This is a genomic window from Streptomyces sp. NPDC048442, from assembly GCF_040651475.1.
GTDB lineage: Bacteria > Actinomycetota > Actinomycetes > Streptomycetales > Streptomycetaceae > Streptomyces.
Map to the genome: position 1 here is coordinate 35,805 of NZ_JBEZKB010000015.1, position 24,297 is coordinate 60,101.

Genomic DNA, 24,297 nt, shown 5'->3' on the forward strand with positions numbered 1-24,297 from the left:
ACATCAACGTGCTTGCTAGCGTGCCCACTTCATGGGTATGCACCACGGGGGAGAGCCATGTCGTTCCACGACGAATGGGCACAGCTGAAGGCCGAGGCGCAGGGACGACCGCCCAGGCAGCGGCGGAGCTGGGCAGCCACCACCTCGCCTCCGGATCCGAGCTCTGCACCACGCTGGAGATCTGGACCTCCCAGGTGAAAACCGTCCTTCAGATGTGCGCGCACATATCGAACCACTTGGACTACTCCGTGAACCCCCACGCCCAGGACGAAAAGCTCATCGCGGCCGACATGCAGTCACTGACGAACGCACCGTCGAGCGACCACTTGCCGAAGGCACCCCGCAAGGCCCCGTGGCCCCTGCACCGGTACGTGCTGGTCTGGCTGGGGGTGTTGGGGCTGATCGTCGTCGCAGTGGCCGGTGCGACCCTGCTCGCGAGCGTGTGGGCCCAGTCCGAAGTCGACAAGCAGGAACAGGAGTGCTGTTGGCCGGAAGGGGCCACGCCCGCCTGGATGGGCAAGGAGCTCGGGATCAGGGTCCCGGAGGCGGCGAGCGACCGGCGGGCCGGGTACAAGGTGGGGCAGCGACTGGACACCGGTCTGCTGACGTTCACCCTGCCGACCCGGGACGCGACCGCCTACATCGCCCGGCTGGTCGAGGGGGGCCGCAAGACGTTCCCGAACGACCAGCCGCAGAAGAAGGACTACAGCCCGGCGGACGGCTTCGCCCACCTCGGCCTGCCGGAACCGGAGACCCTGGTCGAAGGAGTGCAGACGACCAGTGAATGTCCTGACGGCCTCAAGACCCCCGAGGGCAAGTACCTCCAGCGCTGCGTCACGATCTTCGTGCACGAGTTCACTCCGGGCAGCACTCGTCTGTACTTCAAGTCGACCATGGAGCCGACCGCCACTCCGCCGCCCGTCCCTGGGAAGACCGGAGCGAAATAGCCCCACCCGCCCCTCCGCGCATACCCCACATTCCCCCCACGAGCGATATGGCCGATTCCGCCCCCTCCGGCGGTCTTGTTGTGGTTCACACCGCACGAGAGGGTGACAAGTGCGCGCGCTGCGGACATACGGCGGCATTCGGCAGACCACCGGATGGAACCGGGCCCCGAGCGGGTCAACTGTGCGGTGCGGGCGTCGGATCGAGGAGGGGAACCTCGCACATGGCACTGTCGCGTCGTCATCGCATGCGGCTGGCCGGGGCCGTTACCGCCGTCACTACGGCGGCGGTTCTTTCGGCCATCGCGCTGCCAGCCCAAGCCGCCACGGCCGTACGTACCCCGGGGGCCGAGGGGCGAATACTGGGGGCCGGGTCGGCCGGTTCCGTCGGCAACAGCTACATCGTCACTCTCAGGAGCGGAACGGGGGGCGTCACGGCTCCGTCGGCGGCGGGCCGGAGTGTCGCCGCGCGGTACGGGGCGAAAATCCGCCACACGTACAGCAGTGCACTCAACGGGTACGCGGTGCGGGCGAGTTCGGCGCAGGCCGGGCGGCTCGCGGCGGATCCACGGGTGGCTTCGGTGGCGCAGGACACCACCGTGTCGCTGCGGCACACCCAGAAGGACCCGCCGTCCTGGGGGCTCGACCGGGTCGACCAGGACGACCGGCCGCTGGACAGGTCGTACACCTGGCCCGAGAGCGCCGGTGCGGGTGTCCACGTGTATGTCATCGACACCGGAATCCGCACCTCCCACCAGGACTTCGGCGGGCGGGCCTCCAGCGGCTGGGACTTCGTGCAGAACGACGCCGTCGCCCAGGACGAGAACGGTCACGGCACGCATGTGTCCGGGACCGCCGCGGGTGGGACGTACGGCGTGGCGAAGAAGGCCGACGTGGTGGGCGTACGGGTGCTCGACGCCGCGGGATCGGGGACGACCGCCCAGGTCATCGCCGGAATCGACTGGGTGGCCAAGAACGCGAAGAAGCCCGCTGTGGCCAACCTGAGCCTGGGCGGCGTGGCCAACGCCCAGCTCGACGCCGCCGTGCGCAACGCGATCCGGTCGGGGGTGACCTTCGTGGTCGCGGCCGGGAACGACTCCCTGCCCGCGAGCCTCTTCTCGCCCGGCCGGGTCCAGGAGGCCGTCACGGTCGGCGCGAGCGACGCCGGGGACGGCCGGGCGAGCTTCTCCAACTGGGGCAGCAGGCTCGACCTGTTCGCACCGGGGGTGGACATCACCTCGGCGGTGAACACCGGTGACGCCGCGAAGGGCACCTTCTCGGGCACCTCGATGGCGGCCCCGCACGTGGCCGGTGCGGCGGCGCTCTACCTCGCCGACCATGCGTGGGCCTCGCCCGCCGACGTCGGCAAGGCACTCACCGACCGTGCGGTCACGGGCCGGGTGAAGGGGGCCGGACTCGGCTCGCCGAACCGGCTGCTTCAGGTCAACAACCCCCGGCCTTGAGACAAGCGGGGCCAGTGGGGCAGCACACCGGCATACATTGCCGGGGGCTGAGCAAGCGGGTCCCGTCGGGAAGCGGCGGGGCCCCTTCGCTTTCCGCCCCGGCTTCCGCCCACGCCTTGCGCGCGCCGTTACGCGGCAGTAGTTAACACGGCACCGGGTTGATGCCGGGAGGTGTGGGGGAAGCCTCCCCCGGTACCCGTGAAGAGCGCAGCCAACACCCCGTGTCCCGCAAGTCGAGCACGGAGAGCGACGAGCAGCTACAAAGAGTGCACGTAAGAGCCCCCGCTGAGCATCGACCCACAGGTGAGCCCATGATCGGTCGTATCCCCGTCCTGGACGTCCTTCCCGCGATCGACCGCGGCCGAAGGCCGGCCAAGGCGGTGGCAGGAGAAACGTTCCAGGTCTCCGCCACCGTCTTCCGTGAAGGCCATGAAGCCGTGGCCGCCAATGTGGTCCTCCTCGATCCCGTGGGCCGCCCCGGCCCCTGGACCCCGATGCGGGAACTCGCTCCCGGCACCGACCGCTGGGGCGGCGACGTGACCCCCGACACCGTGGGCATGTGGTCGTACGCCGTCGAGGCGTGGGGGGACCCCGTCTCGACCTGGCGACACCACGCCGGGATCAAGATCCCGGCGGGCCAGGACACCGAACTCGTCCTCACCGAGGGCGCCGATCTTTACGAACGGGCCGCCGACGGGGTCCCGAAGAAGGACGGGCGCGAGGCCGTGCTCGCCGCCGCGGACGCCCTGCGCGACACCCGGCGCCCGGCCCCCGCCAGGCTCGCCGCCGCCCTCACCCCCGAGGTAGACGCCGCCCTTCGCCGGTACCCCCTGCGCGAACCTCTTTCCACCTCCGATCCCCTGCCCCTGCTGGTCGAACGGCCGCGCGCACTTTTCGGTTCCTGGTACGAGTTCTTTCCGCGCTCCGAGGGCGCAAGAGCACCCGAAGGTGGCGTTCCGGGAACCGAAGGGCAGCAGAGCGGCACTTTCCGTACCGCCGCCGAGCGCCTGCCCGCCGTCGCCGCCATGGGCTTCGACGTGATCTATCTGCCGCCCGTGCACCCCATCGGGACCACCCACCGCAAGGGCCCCGACAACACGCTCTCCGCGACCGCGGCGGACGTCGGCGTGCCCTGGGCGATCGGTTCCGCCGAAGGCGGCCACGACGCCCTCCACCCGGACCTCGGCACCTTCGAGGACTTCGACCACTTCGTCGCCACCGCCCGCGACCTGCGCATGGAGGTGGCCCTCGACTTCGCCCTCCAGTGCTCCCCCGACCACCCCTGGGTCACCGAGCACCCCGAGTGGTTCCACCACCGGGCCGACGGCACGATCGCGTACGCCGAGAACCCGCCGAAGAAGTACCAGGACATCTACCCGATCGCCTTCGACCGGGACATGGAGGGGCTGATCACCGAGACGCTGCGCATCCTGCGGCTGTGGATGGGCCACGGCGTGCGGATCTTCCGGGTCGACAACCCGCACACCAAGCCGGTCGTCTTCTGGGAGCGGGTGCTCGGCGAGATCAACCGCACCGACCCCGACGTGATCTTCCTGGCCGAGGCGTTCACCCGGCCCGCGATGATGCGCACCCTGGGAGCCATCGGCTTCCAGCAGTCGTACACCTACTTCACCTGGCGCAACACCAAGCAGGAACTCACCGACTACGCCCTGGAGTTGGCGCACGAGACAGCCTCGTACATGCGCCCCAACTTCTTCGTGAACACCCCCGACATCCTGCACGCCTACCTCCAGCACGGCGGCCGCCCCGCCTTCGAGGTGCGGGCCGTGCTGGCCGCGACCATGTCGCCGTCCTGGGGTGTGTACGCGGGCTACGAACTGTGCGAGAACACCCCCGTCCGGGACGGCAGCGAGGAGTACAAGCACTCCGAGAAGTACCAGCTCAAGCCGCGCGACTGGGTGGCCGCGGAGCGCGAGGGCCGGTCGATCGCCCCGCTGATCACCACCCTCAACCGGCTGCGGCGGCGCCACCGCGCGCTCCAGCAGCTGCGGGACATCCACTTCCACCCCACGGACAACGACGCGGTGATCGCGTATTCGAAACGCTGTACGACGAAAACGGATTCAGCCGCCGGGGGTGAGGGCGCCTCGAACACCGTTCTGGTGGTCGTGAACCTCGACCCTCACCACACCCAGGAGGCCACGGTCTCGTTGGACATGCCGGCACTCGGCCACGACTGGCACAGTGCCGTCCCGGTGCGCGACGAGCTCACCGGCGAGACCTACCACTGGGGCAGGGCCAGCTATGTGCGCCTAGAGCCGGGCCACGCGCCCGCGCACATCGTGACCCTGCGACCGTCCCCGCTGACCGGAGGGTCACCCACATGATCGTCAACGAGCCCGTCCACGACACCTTCGAGGACACCCCCGCCAAGGACCGCGACCCCGAGTGGTTCAAGCGCGCGGTCTTCTACGAAGTCCTCGTCCGGTCCTTCCAGGACAGCAACGGCGACGGAGTCGGCGACCTCAAGGGCATCACCGCCAAACTGGACTACCTCCAGTGGCTGGGCGTCGACTGCCTCTGGCTGCCGCCGTTCTTCATGTCGCCACTGCGCGACGGCGGCTACGACGTCTCCAACTACACGGCCGTCCTCCCGGAGTTCGGCGATCTCGCCGACTTCGTCGAGTTCGTCGACGCCACGCACCAGCGCGGCATGCGCGTCATCATCGACTTCGTCATGAACCACACGAGCGATCAGCACGAGTGGTTCCAGCAGTCCCGCAGCGACCCCGAAGGCCCCTACGGCGACTACTACATCTGGGCCGACGACGACAAGCAGTACCAGGACGCCCGGATCATCTTCGTCGACACGGAGACCTCCAACTGGACCTTCGACCCGGTGCGCAAGCAGTACTACTGGCACCGCTTCTTCTCGCACCAGCCGGACCTCAACTACGAGAACCCGATGGTGCAGGAGGAGATCATCTCCGCCCTGCGCTTCTGGCTTGACCTGGGCATCGACGGCTTCCGCCTGGACGCGGTGCCGTACCTCTACCAGGAGGAGGGGACGAACTGCGAGAACCTGCCCCGCACCCACGAGTTCCTCAAGCGGGTGCGGGAGGAGATCGACGCCTCGTACCCGGACACGGTGCTCCTGGCTGAGGCAAACCAGTGGCCGGAGGACGTCGTCGACTACTTCGGCGACTTCGAGAAGGGCGGGGACGAGTGCCACATGGCGTTCCACTTCCCCGTGATGCCGCGCATCTTCATGGCGGTGCGCCGCGAGTCCCGCTACCCGGTCTCGGAGATCCTCGCCAAGACCCCGGCGATCCCGTCCAGCGCCCAGTGGGGCATCTTCCTGCGCAACCACGACGAGCTCACCCTCGAAATGGTCACGGACGAAGAGCGCGACTACATGTACGCGGAGTACGCCAAGGATCCGCGGATGCGCGCCAACATCGGCATCCGCCGGCGCCTGGCGCCCCTCCTGGACAACGACCGCAACCAGATCGAGCTGTTCACCGCCCTGCTGCTGTCGCTGCCTGGCTCGCCGATCCTCTATTACGGGGACGAGATCGGCATGGGCGACAACATCTGGCTCGGCGACCGCGACGCGGTACGCACCCCGATGCAGTGGACACCCGACCGGAACGCCGGATTCTCCTCCTGCGACCCCGGCCGGCTCTCCCTCCCGACGATCATGGACCCGGTCTACGGCTACCAGGTGACCAACGTCGAGGCCTCCATGACCTCGCCGTCGTCGCTGCTGCACTGGACCCGGCGCATGATCGAGATCCGCAAGCAGAACCCGGCCTTCGGCCTCGGGTCCTACACCGAGCTGCCGTCGTCCAACCCGGCGGTACTCGCCTTCCTGCGCGAGGCCCCCTCGTCCATCGAGGGCGAGGACGACCTGGTGCTGTGCGTGCACAACTTCTCGCGGTTCGCCCAGCCCACCGAACTCGACCTGCAGATGTTCAACGGCCGCAATCCGGTCGAGCTGATCGGCGGGGTCCGTTTCCCCGCGATCGGCGAGCTGCCGTACCTGCTGACCCTTGCGGGACACGGCTTCTACTGGTTCCGGCTGCGCAAGAACCAGACCTCGCTGGTCCGGCCGCCGAAGCCCAAGCGCTGAGGGGCGGGGCCCCCGGCGAGCGGTTTCCGCCGTCCCGCCGGGGGCACCCTCCCCCTCATACGCGTACCCGACACGTCCCGTACAACCGGACAGCTTTGCCGTAATCCGGGACACTCTGTGCATTCCGTGTGCCCGGGGAAAGGACGCGATGCCATGGATGCCACGCCAGAGGCTGCTTCCGCCTCGCCGCCCGCCTCTCCGCTCATCTCGCCGCTCACCTCTCCGCTGACGTCACCGCCCCTCCCGCACGCCTCGTCCGCACTGCTCGCCTCACTGGCGCCACTGCTGCACGCATGGCTGCCCCGGCAGCGATGGTTCGCCGGCAAGGGCCGGCCGGTGACCGGGTTCGCCCTGGTGTCGGCGACGGAGCTGCTGCCGCTGACCGGTTCGCCGGGGCTGCTCCATCTGCTCGTACGGGCCCAGCAGCCCTCGGCGTCCCCGCAGGGCCCCGGCGCTCCGCCGCCCGCCGACTGCTACCAGTTGTTCCTCGGGGTGCGCAGGTCGCTGCCGCCCGCGCTCGCGCCGGCGCTGATCGGCCGGGTGCAGGAAGGGCTGCTGGCCGGATACACCGTGTACGAGGGCCTCGCCGACCCGAAGCTGGCCGGGCTGCTCCTGGAGCGGCTGCGGGTGCCCGGCACCCTGGGCTCCCTGCGGTTCGACAAGGCCCCCGACGCCCTCCCCCCGGCCGGACTCACCGCGCGCCCGCTCGACGCCGAGCAGTCCAACTCCTCGCTGGTGTACGGCAATTCGTACATCCTGAAGATCTTCCGAAGGATCCATCCGGGGGCCAACCCCGATCTGGAACTCCCCCTCGCCCTCACCCACGAGCGGTGCGTGCGGGTACCGGCCCCGGTCGCCTGGTTCGAGGGGGCGAATCCGGAGGACCTCTTCGAGCCGTTCACGCTCGGGCTGCTCCAGCCGTTCCTGGACGGGGCGCAGGACGGCTGGCAGAGAGCGCTCGATTCGCTGTCCGTCGGATGGGAATTCGCCCCGGAGGCAAGGGAGTTGGGCCAGGTCGTCGCCGAAGTGCACACCGCGCTCGCCGCCGCTCTGCCGACGCTCACCCTCGGCCGCCCGCAGGTGGCGGTCGTCGCGGACCGGATGACCGAGAGCCTGGAGACGGCGGCGCAGGCGGTGCCCGCCCTGCTGCCGTACGCGCCGGGCCTGCGGTCGGCCTTCGACGCGGTACGGAAACTGGGCGGCGCCGGACCGGTCGTGACCGCCCAGCGCATCCACGGCGACCTGCATCTGGGCCAGACGCTGCACGGCCGCGACGGCGAGTGGTCGGTGATCGACTTCGAGGGCGAGCCCGCGAAACCGATCACCGAACGCCGTCACCCGCAGCCCGTCTTACGGGACGTGGCGGGCATGCTGCGCTCCTTCGACTACGCGGCGCGCATGAGCCGACCGTGGAACCCGGAGTGGGCGGACCGCTGCCGCGCCGCCTTCTGCGAGGGGTACGCGGCCGCCTCCGGCACCGACCCGCGCGAGCTGCCCGTACTGCTGCGGGCGTACGAGACCGACAAGGCCGTCTACGAAGTGCTGTACGAGGCGCGGCACCGGCCCAGCTGGCTGCCGGTGCCGATGGCGGCGGTCCGGCGCCTCGCCAACTTCCCTTCCACAGAAGCTCGTTGAGACATCCGACTGTGAGCTCACTCTGCCGTGAGCTTTCTTGCTGTTCCTGAGGAGGACCACCCGTGACCCCCCGTCCCACCCCTCCCCCCGGCGAAGACGCCCCCCGCCCGCCCCGCCGCACGACGCCGGAGGCCGCGGCCCCCAAGCCGCCGAAACCGAGGGCGGAGAAGGCCGAGGGGGCGAAGGCCAGGCCCGCGAAGGCGACCAAGACCACAGGGCCCGCGAAGGCCGCAGAGCCCGCGAAGGCCCCGAAGCCTGCGAAGACCGGGAAGCCCGCGAAGGCCGGGGCAGCCAGGGCCGGGGTTGCCAAGGCCCCCTTGCCGCTCGACGGCGAGGAGCGGGCGCGGCTGCTGGCGGGGACCCACCACGATCCGCACGGCGTCCTCGGCGCGCATCCCGTTTCCGCCCAGGCCGTCCCCGGCACCCCGGGCCCCGGCGTCCGGTTCCGGGTGCTGCGGCCGTACGCGAAGGCGGTCGGCGTCCTCGCGGACGGGGTGCACACCCCGCTCCTGGACGAGGGCGACGGCCTGTTCGGCGGGGTGCTGCCGCTCACCGACGTTCCCCCGTACCGGCTCCACGTCACTTACGACGACAACGAGATCACGGTCGACGACCCGTACCGCTTCCTGCCCGCGCTCGGCGACCTCGATCTGCATCTGATCGGCGAGGGCCGGCACGAGGAGCTGTGGAAGGCGCTCGGCGCCGAGCCGATGACCCACCAGGGCACCGCCGGCACCCGCTTCACGGTGTGGGCACCCAACGCGCTCGGTGTCCGCGTCGTCGGCGACTTCAACTACTGGGACGGCACCGGATATCCGATGCGCTCGCTCGGCGCCACCGGAGTCTGGGAGCTGTTCCTGCCCGGGGTCGGCGAGGGCGCGCTGTACAAGTTCCAGATCACCCGGCCCGACGGCTCGCACACGATGCGCGCCGACCCGATGGCCCGGCACACCGAGGTGCCGCCCGCGAACGCGTCGATCGTCACCGCCGCGCACCACGAGTGGCAGGACGCGGCGTGGATGGCCTCGCGTGCCGAGCTCCCGGTGCACGAGGCGCCGTTCTCCGTGTACGAGGTGCACCTGGCCTCCTGGCGACCCGGTCTGACGTACCGCCAGCTCGCCGATCAGCTCCCCACCTACGTCGCCGACCTGGGCTTCACGCACGTCGAGCTGATGCCGGTCGCCGAGCACCCGTTCGGCGGCTCCTGGGGCTACCAGGTGACCGGCTTCTACGCGCCGACCTCGCGGATGGGCGGCCCGGACGACTTCCGCTTCCTGGTCGACGCCCTGCACCGGGCCGGCATCGGCGTGATCGTGGACTGGGTGCCCGCGCACTTCCCGCGCGACGACTGGGCGCTCGCCGAGTTCGACGGCCGCCCGCTGTACGAGCACGAGGACCCGCTGAAGTCGGCGCACCCCGACTGGGGCACGCTCGAATTCGACTTCGGCCGCACCGAGGTCCGCAACTTCCTTGTGGCGAACGCCAGTTACTGGTGCGAGGAGTTCCACATCGACGGCCTGCGCGTCGACGCGGTCGCCTCGATGCTCTACCTGGACTACTCGCGCGAAGAAGGCCAGTGGGTGCCCAACGAGCACGGCGGCCGGGAGAACCTCGACACCGTCGCCTTCCTCCAGGAGATGAACGCCACCGTCTACCGCCGCAACCCCGGCGTGATCACCATCGCCGAGGAGTCCACCGCCTGGGACGGCGTCACCCGCGCCACCCACCACATCGGCCCCGGTGGCTTCGGCGGTCTTGGCTTCGGGCTGAAGTGGAACATGGGGTGGATGCACGACTCCCTCGGCTACGCGTCGAAGGAGCCCGTGCACCGCAAGTACCACCACCACGAGATGACCTTCTCGATGGTCTACGCGTACAGCGAGAACTACGTCCTGCCGATCTCCCACGACGAGGTCGTGCACGGCAAGCGCTCCCTGGTGGGAAAGATGCCGGGCGACTGGTGGCAGCAGCGGGCGACGCACCGCGCCTACCTCGGCTTCATGTGGGCGCACCCCGGCAAGCAACTCCTTTTCATGGGGCAGGAGTTCGCGCAGGGAGCCGAGTGGTCGGAGGCGCACGGCCCGGACTGGTGGCTGCTCGACCCGTCGTACGGCGCAGAGGCCGACCACCGGGGCGTACGCGACCTGGTCCGCGACCTCAACACCGAGTACCGCGCGGAGCCGGCCCTGTGGGAGCGCGACACCGCCCCCGAGGGCTTCGCCTGGGTGGCCGGCGACGCAGCCGAGGACAACGTGTTCGCGTTCCTGCGCTTCGACGCCGCCGGGAACCCGCTGCTCGCCGTCTCCCACTTCTCGCCGGTCGTACGGCAGGACTACCGGATCGGCGTCCCCGACGACGTACCGGCGTGGACGGAGGTCCTGAACACGGACGCGGAGCGCTACGGCGGCAGCGGCATCCACCACCCGGAGCCGCTGAAGCCGGAGTCGGTCCCGCACCACGGCCGCCCGGCGAGCATCAGGATCACGCTGCCGCCGCTGGCGACGGTGTGGTTCAGGCCTGCGTGACGGCCTGCGTGAAGGCCTGCGTGACGGCCTCCCCGAAGGGCTGCTCCCCCGTGTGGACCAGGCCCAGCTGCTGAGTCGCCCTGGTCAGCGCCACGTACAGATCACCCAGGCCGCGCGGCGAGCCGGACCTGATCAGGTCCGGCTCCGCCACCACCACCGTGTCGAACTCCAGCCCCTTCGCCTGGTGCGGGGCCAGCAGCACGACCCGGGCGGTGAGGTCGGGCTCGGCGCCGCAGGAGGCCTCCGGCAGCTCGGCCGCCAGGGCGGGGAGCAGGTCCGCGGGGGCGACGACGGCGATCCGGCCGCCGGCGTCCATGCCCGCGAGCGACTCCGTGACGGCCTCCGCGACCGCAGGGGCCAGGGCGTCCGGCGCCGTGGCCCGGATCCACGGCTCGACTCCGGTGGACCGTACCGAACTCGGCGGTTCGAAGGAGGGGTCGGCGGTGCGCATCACACGGGCCGCCAGCTCCATGATCTCCGCCGGGGTGCGGTAGTTCACGCCGAGCCTGGTGTGCTCGAAGCGGTCCCCGACGTACGGATCGAGGATCTCCTTCCAGGAGCCGCAGCCTGCCGCGTCACCGGTCTGCGCCGGGTCGCCGACCAGGGTCATCGACCGGGTCGGACAGCGGCGCATCAGCAGCCGCCAGGCCATCGCGGACAGCTCCTGCGCCTCGTCCACGATGATGTGGCCGAACGCCCAGGTACGGTCCGCGGCGGCGCGGGCGGCGGCGCTGCGGTGGTCGTCCTCGTCGTGGCGCTCCGCGAACCGCTCGGCGTCGATGATGTCGTGCGCGGAGAGCAGCTCGGAGTCCTCGTCCTCGATGTCCTCGAACTCGTAGGTGCGCGAGCCGTACGACACATCGAGCACACCCTGCGCGTACGCCACCCGCTCCTCGTACTCGCGGGCCGCGGCGGCGCGGGCCGCGTGGTCGTCCGAGCCGAGCAGCTCGGCGGCCTCGTCGAGGAGGGGTACGTCGGCGGGGGTCCAGGTTCCCGTGTCCGCCGCCCTGCGGATCGACTCGACGTCGGCGTCCGGGAGGTGGGAGGGGGCCTCCAGGAATTCGGTGATCAGCTGCTGGGGGGTGATTTCCGGCCACAGGCCGTCGATCGCGGCGAGCACGTCCGGGTTGGCGGCGATCTCCTTGCCGAGCTGCTCGATCTCGGCGGGGGCGAGGAGGTTCTCGTCGGGGGCCAGTTCCTCGCCCAGCTCCTCGGCGATGGCCTCGTACGGCGCCCGGCCGATGCCTTCGGCGAGCTGCTCGGTGAGGACGTCCAGGAGGTACCGGCCGAAGTGGGCGCGGGCCAGGTTGTGCGGCAGCCGGGTCGTACGGGCGTGGTGGCGGGCGTCCTCGGCCATGGCGCGCTCCAGGTGGAGCGTGTACTGCTCGTGCGCGATCTCCAGTCCTTCACTGCCGGGGACGTCCTGCCGGTCCCGTACGACCTGGGCGAGTACGTCCGCCATGCCGGCCCGGCCCTTGACGGCGGCGGCCTCGGGGGTGTCCGTCCCAGTGGCGGTGACGCCGGGGAAGAGCTCGCCCGTGGTGGCGAGCAGGACGCCGGTCTCACCGAGGGAGGGCAGGACGTCGCCGATGTAGCCGAGGAAGGCCGGGTTGGGGCCGACCACCAGGACGGCGCGGCGGGCGAGGAGCTCGCGGTGCGCGTAGAGGAGGTAGGCGGCGCGGTGCAGGGCGACGGCGGTCTTGCCGGTGCCGGGGCCGCCCTCGACGACGAGGACTCCGCGGTGCGGGGCGCGGATGATGCGGTCCTGCTCGGCCTGGATGGTCTGCACGATGTCGGCCATGCGGCCGGTGCGGGCGCCGTTCAGGGCGGCGAGCAGGACGGCGTCGCCGCTCGGGTCCTCGTGGCCGGTGCGGTCGGTGTCGCGCAGGTCGAGGATCTCGTCGTGCAGCGCGGTGACGGTGCGGCCGCGGGTGGTGAGGTGCCGGCGGCGGCGCAGGCCCATCGGGGAATGCCCGGTGGCGAGGTAGAAGGGGCGGGCGATCGGGGCACGCCAGTCGATCAGCAGAGGGGTGCGTTCCGCGTCGTCGCGGCGGATTCCCGTGCGGCCGATGTGATGGGTCGTAGCCGGGGTCGTAGCCCCTTCCGGTTCCGCGCTTTCCGTGCCCTCTGCGTCCTCTGCACCTTCCGTGCTTACGGTGCTTCCCGTGCTTTCCGCGTCGGAATGGAAGTCGAGGCGGCCGAAGCAGAGTCCTGATTCCACCGAATTCAGCGCGGCCAGCACTCCGGACCGTTCCGCCACGGTCACCTCGCGCTCCACGCGCGCCTGCTGGCCGGTGCCGGCCTGGGCGAACGAGCCCTGTACGGCGGTCTCCGCCTGTCCCCGGAGCACATCGAGCCGCGCGTACAGCTCATCAAGGAATTGCTGCTCGTGACGCAGCTCCTGGAACTCCCGGGATTCCCGGGTTGACAATTCCTCGGTTGACAAGTCTTCCCCCACTGGGTTACGGTGTCGGTATCTCGCTTCTCCATGACCTCTTTTGGATGCAGTCATGGAAACGCCCAATATACGCAGAGAAATACCCCGGCTGTCAATTGCGCCGGGGTATTTCTTTTGTGCGTGTGCAGGCGTCCGCGCTGCGGCCTCGCGGGGCGGCTCAGCCCTCCGGTAGCTCCTCGACGAAGGTCAGAGGCACCAACAACTCCACGTACTGCAGGATCCTGAGCACGTCACGGTCGGGGCAGTGGACCTCGAACTCGCCTCCCCAGCGCGCGACCTGGCCCCGGACCCGGAGCAGCAGGGCGAGGCCGCTGCAGTCGAGGAAGGTGACCCGGCGGAGGTCGACGACGGTGCGGGGCGGGTGGGACGTCAGGACCCGGTCTATCTGCGGGCCGCACTGGAGCGCGGCGAAGAGGTCCAGCTCACCGGTCATCGCGAGAACGAGAGCGTTCCCCGCGCGACGCGCCTCGACGGCCTGATCGACGGTTGATTCCGACATGTGCGACACCCCAGGTGCTCAAACTGTCTGCCTGACTGCGGTCGTTGATCGAGTCACCGGGGTCTGGGATGGCCTCCATGAACGTAAGCACCACCCTCTGCGCAGAATCGATTACCCATCCAGACTTAACCCATAAGAGTGAAGATCAATCAACTTGGTTGACGCGTGGCTTGGTTGGCTCTTGACCTGATCAGTAGCCGTAGACGGTGAGGGCGGTGATGGTGGCGAAGACCTGGTCCCAGATCTCCCGGGAGGGTGCGTCGTCGGCGAACGCCTCGGGGTCCAGGTCCTGCATCCGGCTCTCATACTCGAACTCCGCGCCCGACTCGTCGGGGTAGGGGTCCCAGCTCGCGTTCATGTACCGGCGCAGGTTCTCCAGGAACAGCGTGAAGGTCTCCACGTCGCGCGAGAGGTACACGGCCTCCCCGTCGTCCGGGCCTGCGAGGTGCACGACGCCGGTGGTGCGGTGGATACACACCTCCCGCTCCTCGCCGTCCCCCGGGTCCAGGTGGCCGAACCCGAGCAGGTCGGGGTCGCCCTCCAGCGGCTCGACCGCAGCGAAGGAGGAGAAGCTGGCGACCCCGCCCACCCACCAGCCGGGTATGCCGACCTCGGCGAGGAACGTACGGCTCGGGCCGTGCTCCAGGGCGGCGGGCAGGTCCGCCTCCGGGAAGCGGCGCACCCTTTCGCCCTCGCCGAACGCGGCACGCATCCTGGCCGCGGTGAGCGGCGGGTCCAGGTCGGGCGATCCGTCGAGCGGGAGGCCCGGCCCGCCGTTCTCCGCCGACTCGTACGACGCGCCGCCTGTCGGCCAGTCCGCCAGTACGGCGGGGTGGATGCGCAGTACGGCGACGCCGTGCTCGTCCTCGACGAGGTAGCGGCCCCCGGTGTCGAGCGGGGCCGAGTACTCCCAGGCGGGCGGGACGGACAGGGCGGGCGCCGCCGGGTCCGTGTCGAAGAGCGCCGGCAGTTCGTTCTCGGCGTCCCGGCCGGGGCCGTGGCGCTGCACCTCACCGGTCGGCGGGGCGGGGACGCTCTCGCCGGTGTGGGCGTCGAACCAGCGGTTGTCGCACCACATCCCGTCCACATGGATCAACTCCCGCCCCCGGTGGATCTTCTGGACCGCGCCGGCGTCACCGCTGAGGTTGGGCTCGGCCACGTAGTGCCCGGCCGGGCGCCACCAGGCCCACTCCGTGCTCCAGGGCATGCCGGGGGCGGCGGTCGCGACCTTCGCCGCGTACTCCCCGTGTCCCAGGACCCTCGCGGCGAAGTGCAGCCAGGCGGCGAACTCGGCGCGCTCCACGTCGGCGGTGCCGAATATCGCCTCGGCCTGCCGGAAGACGGCCCGGCCCTGCTCGGCGGCCGCCGACTCCCGCTGCTGCGAGGACAGTTCGTCCCGTACGGCCGCGCGGTCGGCGTGCAGCAGGGCCGCCGGGTCCGCGAGCAGCGTGTCCAGTACCTGGGCGTGGTGCATGGCCTGATCTCCCCGTGAGTCCATGCAGATCATCCTGGCATCCGGCACTGACAATCGGGTCCGGAGGCCGTGCCGGGCGACGGCGAACCTTGCGAGGTGGCGCTCGGAAGAACTTCAATGACCCTGCGGGGGGATGGCCGCCAGGGCCGCGCGGGCGATCCGTGCGGCTTCCGTCTTGCAGGTCGACTCCGGATGCTTGTCACCGCCCAGTTCCACCCAGAGGGTCATGTTGCCGTCACGCACGCGCAGGTCGCAGTGTTCGTCGGGGCCGTCGGGCCGGTCCCAGTACGCCTCGTCGCCAATGCCGAGTCCGCTGTCGCGGGTGCCGTCGGCCGCGCCCTCTGCGAACTCCTCGCGCTGCCGGCCGGTCGCGTTCGCGTCGTCTCCGGAGGTGCGCCGCAGCGTCCACTTGATGTAGGCGAGCGTATAGGCGTTCTCCAGGACATAGCCGTTCCCGAGGTCCTGCGTGCCCATCCAGGTGCAGCTCGTCGAGGCCTCGCTGGTGTTGTCTCCGTACGAGTCGCGGTCCTTCTTCCGCTCCGGCAGCCCGAGTTGACCGGCCGCCTCTGCGCAGGTGGGGATCATTGCGTACTTGTCGGGCGGCCCGGACCAGCCGCCCGCGCCGCCGCCGCCAGTCGTCAGTACGTACGCGCCGACGCCGAGGCCCGCGACGGCGAGCACGCCCGCGACCACGAGGGCCGTGATCTTCATGGCCCGTCCGCGTCGGGGTGTACCCGCGAAAGGCGGCGGTGGCCCGAAGCCGGGACCAGGAGCAGAGGGAGAGACCCAGGTGGGGGAGTACGCGCCCGGGGCGGGGGTGCGGTCCGTGGTGTCGAGCAGTCGGTCGATCTCGGACTGCTGGGCGGCGATCAGGCCGTGTACCGAGGGCGGCCAGGGCCGTTCGGCGGCTGTGATCGGGCCGAGGAGAGCGAGGAGTTGCCGCGGGGTCGGCCGGTCGGCGGGGGCCTTGGCCAGGCACGGTCCAATGAGGGCGGCAAGGCCCGGCGGCAGCGTGGTCAGGTCTGGCTCGGTGTGGACGACGTTGTAGAGGGTCCCCGCCATCGAGGTGCCGGAGAACGGGCTGTCGCCGGTGGCCGCCATCGCGAGGACCGCGCCGAGCGCGAACACGTCGCTCGCCGGGGTGAGTTCCTGGCCCTCCGCCTGCTCCGGCGACATGAAGGCGGGCGAGCCGACCACCCAGCCGGTGTGGGTGAGGGCGGTGGCCTCCGCGCCCTCGGCGACGCGGGCGATACCGAAGTCGATGACGCGTACGCCGTCCTCGGCGAGCAGCACGTTCTCCGGCTTGAGGTCGCGGTGGACGATGCCGGTGCGGTGGATTTCGACCAGCGCGGTGGCCAGGCCCGCGGCGAGACGGCGTACCGCCTCCTCGGGCAGCACCTCGGCGTCCTCCACCGCCGCGCCCAGTGACGGGCCTGCCACGAATGCCGAGGCGAGCCAGGGCAGTGAGGCCTCGGTGTCGGCGTCCAGGACCGCTGCCGTGTAGGCGCCGGAAACCTGGCGCGATGCGGCGACCTCGCGGCGGAAGCGGGCGCGGAACCCGTCGTCGGTGGCGAACCGGGCGTGCACCTGCTTGACCGCGACGAGGCGGCCGTCCGGTGCGGAGCCGAGGAGCACCCGGCCCATGCCGCCCCGGCCGAGCTCGGCGAGCAGCCGGTACGGTCCGGCCGTGGCCGGGTCGGCGGGGCCCAGTGGCTTCATCATGCCGAGCCCGCCTTGTAGGTCCCCTTGGCCACGGACACGGCGAGGGCCTCGCACTTGTCGCCGGTGGGGTAGGCGGTGCCCTCCACGGCGACGAACACGTAGAAATTGACGTCCCGCGCGTACAGCACACAGCCGCCGTCCGGTTCGCCGTGCCAGAACGCCTCCTCGCCGGTCCCGATGTCTTCGCGGTGGGTGGTGCCGGTGATGTAGAGGGCCTCGTAGTGTTTCTTCGCCCGCTCCGCGCCGGTCTTGTCCTTTGCTGTCCGGTACCGGTCCCACGTGAGGTCGATCTTGTCGCCGGAGCGGCTCTGCCAGATGCAGCGGCCCTCTTGGTAACGAGCCTTGTCGTCGTAGTCCTCCCGGTCGGAGACCTCGCTGCCGGGTCGGTTGGGCAGGAGCGTGAACCCGGTCGGCACCTTCACCTCGTCCGCGACCTTCTTGCAGGACGCGGGGAGTCCGGTGTACTTGTCGGCGACTTGGGCGAGGGGCTTGTTGCCCGGCGTCGGGACGACCTCCGTACGGAACGGGTTCATCTCAGGCGGCAGGAACGTAGCGAGCAGCGCCAGGACGGTGGCCAGCGCGGCGACGGAACCACCGGCGATCCAGGCGAGGCGCCTGCGCCGTGAGCCGGTGGCGGGCGGGGGCACGGGCGGTGCCGGATGCCCCTGATGTCCCTGATACCCCTGATATGCCGGATGCGGCACAGCGGCGGGCAGGTGCGGGGCCTGGGCGGCCGCCGTCATGGTGGGGGCGTGGTGGAGGGAAGCGGGGCCGAGACGGGTGGCGCTGGGCGCTGGGGGGCTGAAGGGGGTGGCATCGGCGGGCGAGGCAGCGGTGGCTGCGGCGTGCTCAGGCGCGGCACCGGTGGCTGCGGCATGCGGAGGCGCGGCACCGGTGAGCGTCGCGCTTCCGCCCGCCCCGGTGACGTACCGGTCGATCTCGGCCCGCTGTGCGCGCGCGAGTCGGTGCACCGCCTCAGGCCACGGCCGCGACGAGGGCCGCACCGGCCCGATCATCGAGAGCAGGGCCTGCGGCGAAGGACGCCGCGCCGGATCCTTGGCCAGGCACGCCTCGATCAGGGGCAGCATGGCGGCCGGCACAGCGCTCAGGTCGGGCTCGGAGTGCGCGACGTTGTAGAGGATGCCCGGCACCGAGGTGCCCGCGAACGGCGGCCTTCCGCTGCAGGCCATGACCAGGGTCGAGCCCAGCGAGAACACATCGGCGGCTGCGGTCAGTTGGCGCCCGTCCACCTGTTCCGGCGCCATGAACGGGGGCGATCCCACCAGGGCCCCGGTGTGCGTGAGCTTCGTCTGCCCCTCCGCCGCCCGGGCGATGCCGAAGTCGATGACGCGGACGCCGTCCTCGGCGAGCAGCACATTGGACGGCTTGAGGTCCCGGTGGACGAGACCGGCCCTGTGCACGTCGGCCAGCGCCTGCGCGAGACCGGCCGCGAGGAGCCGGCTCGACTCCAGCGGCAGCGCACCTACGGCGTCCAGGGCCTGGCTCAGCGAGGGCCCGGCCACGAACTGGGCGGCGAACCACGGCGTCGCCGCGTCCGGGTCGGCGTCGACCACGGGCGCGGTGTAGGCGCCGGACACCTGCCGGGAGGCCGTCACCTCGCGCCGGAACCGGGTCCGGAAGCCGTCGTCCCCGGCCAGTTCGGCGTGCACCTGCTTGACCGCGACGAGCCGTCCGTCGGGGGCGACGCCCAGGAGTACCCGGCCCATACCGCCCTGTCCGAGCTCGGCCACCACCCGGAACGGTCCTATGTGCGCCGAGCCCGGCACTCCGGAAACCCCCATGTTGCCCCGCCCCTCCCCCGCCGACCATCGAAGCGAGGCGATCATACGGGTAGCGCGGTGATGGGTGACGAGCGCGTTCTTCCTACCTGACCTCCTGCAGGGCCTCGTTCAACTCCCCCCGCTGCACGTCCAGTACGGTCGCCATCTCCTCGCTGGTGGTTCGCCACGTCACCAAGCAACCATGCCGTCGGCTTGCTGGAGATTCTCCAGCGGTCGTACCCAGCGGGTCGTACCCAGCGGGTCGTGCCTAGCGGGTCGTGCGCAGCGGGTCGTGCCTAGCGGGTCGTGCGCGTCAACTCCCTTTCCGGAGCCGACTCTTCCGTCTGTGCCGCGCCCGTCCCCCTGCCCCGGCGCGGCAGCAGGACCGCGACCAGGACCGTGCCCGCACCGAGTACCACCGCGCCGATCAGGCTGGTGTGCGCGACCGCGTCCGAGAAGGCGGAGCCGACGGCTTCCGCCATGTCCTTTGCTCCCTGGGCGAGTTGGCCCGCCTGGCCCTTGAGCTGGGCGGCCTGTTCGGCGCTGGTGGCCTTCGCGGCCTGGCCCGCCAGCGCCTGTGCCTTCTCGCCGATGCCCTGCGCGACCGCGTACCCGGCGCCTACCGAGTCCTGCGCGGTGTCGAGAGCCGACGCGGGCAGCTGCGAGCCCTTCGTACCGTCGGCCAGGTGCGAGGAGTACGAACCGGCGAGCACCGAGCCGAGTACGGCGATGCCGAGCGAGCCGCCCAGCTCCAGGGAGGTGTCGTTGACGGCGCCGCCGACGCCGAGCTCGGACTCCGGGAAGGCGCCCATGATCGCGTCGGTGCAGGGCGAGAGCGCCAGGCCGATGGCGAGGCCGAGGATGACGAGGGGCGGGACGAAGTCGCCGTACGAGGACGCCGCGTCGATCCGGGTGAGCAGGGCGAGCGCGACCGTGCCACCGACCATGCCGGCCGTGACGGTGGCCTTCATGCCGAGGCGCGGGGTGAGGAAGCCGGTCAGCGCGGAGCCGACGAAGACCGCTCCGGCCAGCGGCAGCATCCGTACGCCCGTCTCCAGGGCGTTGAAGCCGAGCACGAACTGCAGGTGCTGGGTGAGGAAGTAGAACGCGCCGAAGACGGCCAGGAAGAAGAGCGCGACGGCGAGGTTGGAGCCCGCGAAGCCGCGGTCGAGGAAGCGGCGGACGTCGAGGACGGGGCGCGGGTGGCGCAGCTCCCAGAGGACGAAGAGGAGCAGGCCGACGCCCGCGACGGCGGCGGCGCCGATCGCCTTGCCGTCCCAGCCGAAGTGCGGGCCTTCGATGATCGCGAAGATGAGGGCGGCGACCCAGACGACGGAGAGGAGTCCTCCGACGTAGTCGATCCGGCCGTGGGTGGAGGCCTTGGACGGCGGTACGAGGGTGAACGCGCCGACGATCGCGAGGGCGGCGACGGGCACGTTGATCAGGAAGGTCGAGGACCAGCCGTGGTCTTCGAGGAGCGCGCCGGCGACGAGCGGACCCGCGGCGATGGCGAGTCCCGCGGTGGCGGTCCAGATGACGATCGCCTTGGCGCGTTCGGCGCGCGGGAAGGTCGCGGCGAGGAGGGAGAGCGTCGCCGGCATGATCATCGCGGCGCCGACACCCATCACCGCGCGGGCGGTGATGACACCGTTGGCGCTGTCGACGAGCGAACCCGCTATGGAACCTCCGCCGAAGACGAGGAGGCCCAGGACCAGTGCGCCGCGGCGGCTGTACTTGTCGCCTATCGCGCCGAGGAGCAGCATCAGTGCGGCGTACGGGACGGTGTAGCCGTCGACGACCCACTGGAGGTCCGCACTGTTCAGCCCGAGATCCTTGGTCATGTCCGGGGCGGCGACGGTGAGGGCGGTGTTCGCCATCACGATGATCAGCAGGCTGAGACAGAGGACCAGCAGGGCCCACCAACGCCTCGGGTAGGGCCGGTCCATCTTTTCGACCGGCTGGTTCGCGACCAGGGGCACGATTTCCACCTCTTCGTTGCAGTCCGGGACTTGCGCTTGCACAGCGATGTGCAATTACACAGCTGTGTGCAAGTTACGGGAATGCACAGCCGTGTGCAAAATGGGGGCATGACCACGGGTGGCTCGACCAGTACCGGTACCGGTAGCTCAGGCAGTTCAGGCAGGGCGGATGCGAACCGTCGCCGCATCATGGACGTCGCACTGGCGGAGCTGTTGCGCGATCCGGACGCGAGCATGGATCAGATCGCGCGGGCGGCGGGGGTCGTACGGCGCACCGTGTACGGGCACTTCCCGAACCGGGAGGCACTGGTCGCCGCGCTCGTCGACGGCGCGGCGGAGGCGGTCATCGAGGCACATGCGGCGGGGCGCGCCGGGGTGGACGACCCGGCGGAGGCGCTCGCGCGGGCGACGCTCGCGGTCTGGCACATCGCGGACCGCTACCGGCTGCTGGTCGCGCTGGCGCAGCGGAGCGTGACGATGGCGGGCATCAAGCAGAGGCTGACGCCGGTACGGGAGGGCTGTGTAGCACTGCTGCGGCGGGGGCAGGCGGAGGGGGCGTTCCGGTCGCCCGTACCGGCGGCGGCACTGGCGTACGTCCACGAGCAGACGCTCTTCGCGCTCATGGAGGCCGTGAACGAGGGGTCACTGGCGGCAGAGGACGCGGGCCGCGCGGCGGCGACGACGGCACTGCTTTCGGCGGGGGTGGGGGTGGGGGACGTGGAGTCGCTGCTGGGGCGGGTGGGGGTGGGGGATGCGGGGGACGAGTCGGTGCGGGGCTGAGGGGGGCGTTTGGTGCGGGGCTGGGCGGGGCGCTGAGCGGGGGGATTGTGCGGGTGTGTTGTGGCTGGTCGCGCAGTTCCCCGCGCCCCTAAATGCCTGCCCCTCACCCCGAGCCTCCTTGGGCAGCGGGGCCGCCCGCTCCCCCTCCCCGACCCCCTAGCCTCCTTGGGCAGCGGGGCCGCCCCCGGGGGCGGAACGGGTGGGCAAGGGGGCGGCCCCCACGCAGAGCACGCCCCCTCCGCGACCGCACTCGCTCCGCCACCGCACCCGTGCGGCCCGGTGGGCCGCTCCGCGGAGGCGGCCCCTCCCCACCCCTTCACCTAAACCGCTCGCCGCGGGGCGGGGGCGGGAAAAGCATCACGGCTGGCGCCGGTGGGGGCGCGTGTTCCGGGCTGCGCCCGGTGCACGGCTGCGCCGCGCGTCCTCAAACGCCGGACGGGCTGAAGAGGCTGGACCGAGCTGAAGTGGCTGGACCAGGCTGAGTGGCTGGAGCGGGCTGAGTGGCTGGAGCGGGCTGAAGGTGCGCAGCCAGGCTGAGGTGCGTCCTCAAACGCCGGACCAGGCTGAAGTGGCCCGACCAGGCTGAAGGTGCCCGCCCCCCGTGACCCCCTACCGCGCCTCCACCGGCTTCGCATCCCCCACTTCCCGCCCCTGCTCCGGCACGGAGCCATGTGCCTCGTCCCCCTCCTCCAGCATCCGTTCGTCGAACGGCAGCTTTCCTGAGAGCACCAGTTCCACCCGTTCCTTGTCGATCTCCTTTGTCCACGTTCCGACCAGCACCGTCGCCACCGCGTTCCCCGCGAAGTTCGTCAGGGCGCGTGCCTCGCTCATGAAGCGGTCGATTCCGACGATCAGGCCGACTCCGTCGACCAGTTCCGGGCGGTGGGACTGGAGGCCGCCCGCCAGGGTGGCGAGGCCCGCGCCGGTGACTCCTGCCGCGCCCTTCGACGCGATGATCATGAAGCCGAGGAGGGCGATCTGTTCGCCGATGTTCAGCGGGTCGCCCATGGCGTTCGCGATGAAGAGCGAGGCCATCGTCAGGTAGATCGCCGTGCCGTCCAGGTTGAAGGAGTAGCCGGTCGGGACCGTGATGCCGACGACCGGCTTGCTGACGCCCAGGTGCTCCATCTTCGCGATCAGCCTCGGCAGCGCCGTCTCCGACGAAGAGGACGAGACGATCAGAAGGAACTCCCGCGCCAGGTACTTCAGCAGCTTGAAGAGGTTCACTCCGGCGACCAGCCTGAGGATCGTCCCGAGGACCACGACGACGAAGAGCGCACAGGTGATGTAGAAGGCGACCATGATGATCCCGAGCGCCTTGAGCGCGTCGATGCCCGTCGCCCCGACCACGGCGGAGATCGCGCCGAACGCGCCCACCGGCGCCGCCCACATCACCATCGCCAGAATGCGGAACACCAGCCGCTGGATGTGTCCGATGCCCCGCAGCACCGGCTCCCCGGCCCGGCCCAGCGCCTGGAGCGCGAAGCCCACCAGCAGTGCCACGAAGAGGGTCTGGAGCACCGATCCCTCGGTGAACGCCGAGACGAGGGTCTTGGGGATGATGCCCAGCAGGAAGTCGCCCAGGCCCTCGCTCGCACCCGCCGCCTGCTTGGCGCCCGCGTCTTTGTGCGCGTTCAGGTCGAGGTCGGTGCCCGGGTGGATCAGGTTGCCGACCAGCAGTCCGATGCCGAGTGCCACCGTCGACATCACCATGAAGTAGCCGAGCGCGAGCCCGCCCACCGCACCGACCTTGGCGGCCTTGCGGACCGAGCCGATGCCCAGCACGATCGTGCAGAAGATGATCGGCGAGATCAGCATCTTGATCAGGTTGACGAAGCCGTCACCGATCGGCTTCAGCTCCTTGCCCACGTCCGGCCAGATCAGCCCGACGGTGATGCCGAGGACGACGGCGACGACGACGGCCGGATAGAGGTAGTGGGTCCGGTCCCGCCTCCTCGGCGCCGGCGCGGGCGCCGAGCTTGGGTCCGCGCCTGCTGCCGCTTCCGATCCCGTTCCGGCCACTGGAAGCCCTCCTCGTTCTCACCGATAAGCCCACGTCGGGGTGGGTCCCGGCGACTATGCACCACCCCGCGCGGCAAAACACCCTTCCGGTCGTAGAGTTCACAGATTCCGGCGTCGACACCCCTGGACCTTCCTACGAGCTGTGATCTGGGCGGAACGCACCGTAGCCATCGCGCCCGTTGCGTCCTACCGTGTGCCCGTGCACCTCACCCCGCCGTCCGGCACCCCGCCCTTCGACGCCCCCGCTGCCCGTCGGCTGCGCGAGGCGCTCGGAATGGACCCCGGTCATGTCGCGTACGGGCTGCGTGCACAGTACGGACTGGAGGCAGGCCCGGAGCTGGTGGTCGCCTGGGAACGCGGCATCCGCACCCCCACCGCCCACGAGGTGACCGCACTGGCCGGTGTGCTCTGGTGCGCTCCCGCCGAACTCCTGCACGCCGCCCGCACCTTGCGCGAGCACCGGACGGCGCGCGGGTTCAGCGCCGCCGACCTGGCCCGGCGGGTCGGGCTCGGCCTCGACGCGTACGTACGGATGGAGGAGACGGGCCGGTGGCGCGGCACCGAGCGGCAGACCGCCGCGCTCGCCACCGAACTCGGCCTGTCCCCCGCCCAGTTCATCACCGCGGCCGGCCGTGACGAGGACCTGGCCGAGCTGCTGCGGAGCGCGGTGACGACCCGCTGGCAGGCGTACGTACGACCGCTCGTCAAGCTGCTCCCGCTGCCGCGTGCCGCACTGGAGGACGTACTCCTGCGGCTGCACGCCGACTACCAGTCGCGGATGGTGGCGACGCTGGGATGGGGCGGCGGCGTCGGGAACGCGGGCGACGGGGCTGCGGGGCGGGAGTTCCTGGAGGGGATCCTGGGGCATTTCTGGGAGCGGATCGAGGGCATCCGGTAGATCCGACAGCGGCGTCACCTTCAT

15 protein-coding genes are annotated in these 24,297 nt (G+C 70.8%); 8 read left to right on the forward strand and 7 right to left on the reverse strand.

Annotated features, from left to right (window positions below):
- The first annotated feature begins 74 nt into the window (after window positions 1–74).
- The 6 genes from AB0D18_RS22435 (at window position 75) to glgB (ending at window position 10,660) form a co-directional block, all read left to right on the forward strand.
- On the forward strand, window positions 75–947 hold the full coding sequence (locus tag AB0D18_RS22435) for a hypothetical protein (RefSeq protein ID WP_362421210.1): 873 nt from the start codon (window positions 75–77) through the stop codon (window positions 945–947).
- A gap of 221 nt (window positions 948–1,168) precedes the next feature.
- Window positions 1,169–2,407: a S8 family peptidase gene (locus tag AB0D18_RS22440; protein WP_362421213.1), complete on the forward strand. Its 1,239-nt coding sequence runs from the start codon at window positions 1,169–1,171 to the stop codon at window positions 2,405–2,407.
- Window positions 2,408–2,718: 311 nt separating this feature from the next.
- Window positions 2,719–4,755, forward strand: a complete 2,037-nt coding sequence (locus AB0D18_RS22445) for an alpha-1,4-glucan--maltose-1-phosphate maltosyltransferase (RefSeq protein ID WP_362421216.1) — start codon at window positions 2,719–2,721, stop codon at window positions 4,753–4,755.
- Entirely contained in the window at window positions 4,752–6,500 is a 1,749-nt protein-coding gene (gene treS / locus AB0D18_RS22450; RefSeq protein ID WP_362421219.1) for a maltose alpha-D-glucosyltransferase, read from the forward strand. Before AB0D18_RS22445 ends, treS begins: the two co-directional genes overlap by 4 nt.
- A 153-nt stretch (window positions 6,501–6,653) precedes the next feature.
- Window positions 6,654–8,135, forward strand: a complete 1,482-nt coding sequence (locus AB0D18_RS22455; RefSeq protein WP_362421222.1) for a maltokinase — start codon at window positions 6,654–6,656, stop codon at window positions 8,133–8,135.
- Between the two features lie 62 nt (window positions 8,136–8,197).
- The gene (gene glgB, locus AB0D18_RS22460) at window positions 8,198–10,660 is read left to right on the forward strand and encodes a 1,4-alpha-glucan branching enzyme (RefSeq protein WP_362421224.1); all 2,463 of its coding nucleotides are present in this window, start codon (window positions 8,198–8,200) and stop codon (window positions 10,658–10,660) included.
- Here glgB and AB0D18_RS22465 read toward each other — a convergent pair.
- The 6 genes from AB0D18_RS22465 to AB0D18_RS22490 form a co-directional block, all read right to left on the reverse strand.
- Window positions 10,647–13,091 carry an ATP-binding domain-containing protein gene (locus AB0D18_RS22465; RefSeq protein ID WP_362421226.1) on the reverse strand — a complete coding sequence of 815 codons (2,445 nt, stop codon included), beginning with the start codon at window positions 13,089–13,091 and terminating at the stop codon, window positions 10,647–10,649. The two genes, glgB and AB0D18_RS22465, sit on opposite strands and share 14 nt — an antisense overlap.
- Before the next feature lie 184 nt (window positions 13,092–13,275).
- Window positions 13,276–13,617 carry an STAS domain-containing protein gene (locus AB0D18_RS22470; RefSeq protein WP_362421228.1) on the reverse strand — a complete coding sequence of 114 codons (342 nt, stop codon included), beginning with the start codon at window positions 13,615–13,617 and terminating at the stop codon, window positions 13,276–13,278.
- A 190-nt stretch (window positions 13,618–13,807) separates the two neighbouring features.
- Entirely contained in the window at window positions 13,808–15,091 is a 1,284-nt protein-coding gene (locus AB0D18_RS22475) for an SUKH-4 family immunity protein (RefSeq protein ID WP_362421230.1), read from the reverse strand.
- A gap of 114 nt (window positions 15,092–15,205) precedes the next feature.
- Complete coding sequence (locus AB0D18_RS22480) at window positions 15,206–16,813, reverse strand: serine/threonine-protein kinase (protein ID WP_362421233.1); 1,608 nt, start codon at window positions 16,811–16,813, stop codon at window positions 15,206–15,208.
- Window positions 16,810–18,615, reverse strand: coding sequence for a serine/threonine-protein kinase (locus AB0D18_RS22485; protein ID WP_362421236.1), 1,806 nt, complete (start codon window positions 18,613–18,615; stop codon window positions 16,810–16,812). Before AB0D18_RS22485 ends, AB0D18_RS22480 begins: the two co-directional genes overlap by 4 nt.
- 275 nt (window positions 18,616–18,890) lie before the next feature.
- On the reverse strand, window positions 18,891–20,573 hold the full coding sequence (locus AB0D18_RS22490) for an MFS transporter (protein WP_362421237.1): 1,683 nt from the start codon (window positions 20,571–20,573) through the stop codon (window positions 18,891–18,893).
- Between the two features lie 108 nt (window positions 20,574–20,681).
- Between AB0D18_RS22490 and AB0D18_RS22495 the strand changes: the two genes are divergently transcribed.
- Window positions 20,682–21,353, forward strand: coding sequence for a TetR/AcrR family transcriptional regulator (locus AB0D18_RS22495; protein ID WP_362421239.1), 672 nt, complete (start codon window positions 20,682–20,684; stop codon window positions 21,351–21,353).
- 609 nt (window positions 21,354–21,962) lie between these two features.
- Here AB0D18_RS22495 and AB0D18_RS22500 read toward each other — a convergent pair.
- Window positions 21,963–23,375, reverse strand: coding sequence for a cation:dicarboxylase symporter family transporter (locus AB0D18_RS22500; protein WP_362421242.1), 1,413 nt, complete (start codon window positions 23,373–23,375; stop codon window positions 21,963–21,965).
- Between the two features lie 274 nt (window positions 23,376–23,649).
- On the opposite strand from AB0D18_RS22500, the gene AB0D18_RS22505 reads away from it, so the two are divergent.
- On the forward strand, window positions 23,650–24,273 hold the full coding sequence (locus AB0D18_RS22505) for a helix-turn-helix transcriptional regulator (protein WP_362421618.1): 624 nt from the start codon (window positions 23,650–23,652) through the stop codon (window positions 24,271–24,273).
- The last annotated feature ends 24 nt before the right edge of the window (window positions 24,274–24,297 follow it).

Excerpts from the sequence above, each read along its gene's own strand:
- AB0D18_RS22435 (WP_362421210.1), top strand. The coding sequence starts at position 75 with ATGGGCACAGCTGAAGGCCGAGGCGCAGGGACGACCGCCCAGGCAGCG.
- AB0D18_RS22440 (WP_362421213.1), top strand. The coding sequence starts at position 1,169 with ATGGCACTGTCGCGTCGTCATCGCATGCGGCTGGCCGGGGCCGTTACC.
- AB0D18_RS22445 (WP_362421216.1), top strand. The coding sequence starts at position 2,719 with ATGATCGGTCGTATCCCCGTCCTGGACGTCCTTCCCGCGATCGACCGC.
- treS (WP_362421219.1), top strand. The coding sequence starts at position 4,752 with ATGATCGTCAACGAGCCCGTCCACGACACCTTCGAGGACACCCCCGCC.
- AB0D18_RS22455 (WP_362421222.1), top strand. The coding sequence starts at position 6,654 with ATGGATGCCACGCCAGAGGCTGCTTCCGCCTCGCCGCCCGCCTCTCCG.
- AB0D18_RS22470 (WP_362421228.1), bottom strand. The coding sequence starts at position 13,617 with ATGTCGGAATCAACCGTCGATCAGGCCGTCGAGGCGCGTCGCGCGGGG.
- AB0D18_RS22475 (WP_362421230.1), bottom strand. The coding sequence starts at position 15,091 with ATGCACCACGCCCAGGTACTGGACACGCTGCTCGCGGACCCGGCGGCC.
- AB0D18_RS22480 (WP_362421233.1), bottom strand. The coding sequence starts at position 16,813 with ATGATGAAGCCACTGGGCCCCGCCGACCCGGCCACGGCCGGACCGTAC.
- AB0D18_RS22485 (WP_362421236.1), bottom strand. The coding sequence starts at position 18,615 with ATGGGGGTTTCCGGAGTGCCGGGCTCGGCGCACATAGGACCGTTCCGG.
- AB0D18_RS22495 (WP_362421239.1), top strand. The coding sequence starts at position 20,682 with ATGACCACGGGTGGCTCGACCAGTACCGGTACCGGTAGCTCAGGCAGT.
- AB0D18_RS22505 (WP_362421618.1), top strand. The coding sequence starts at position 23,650 with ATGGACCCCGGTCATGTCGCGTACGGGCTGCGTGCACAGTACGGACTG.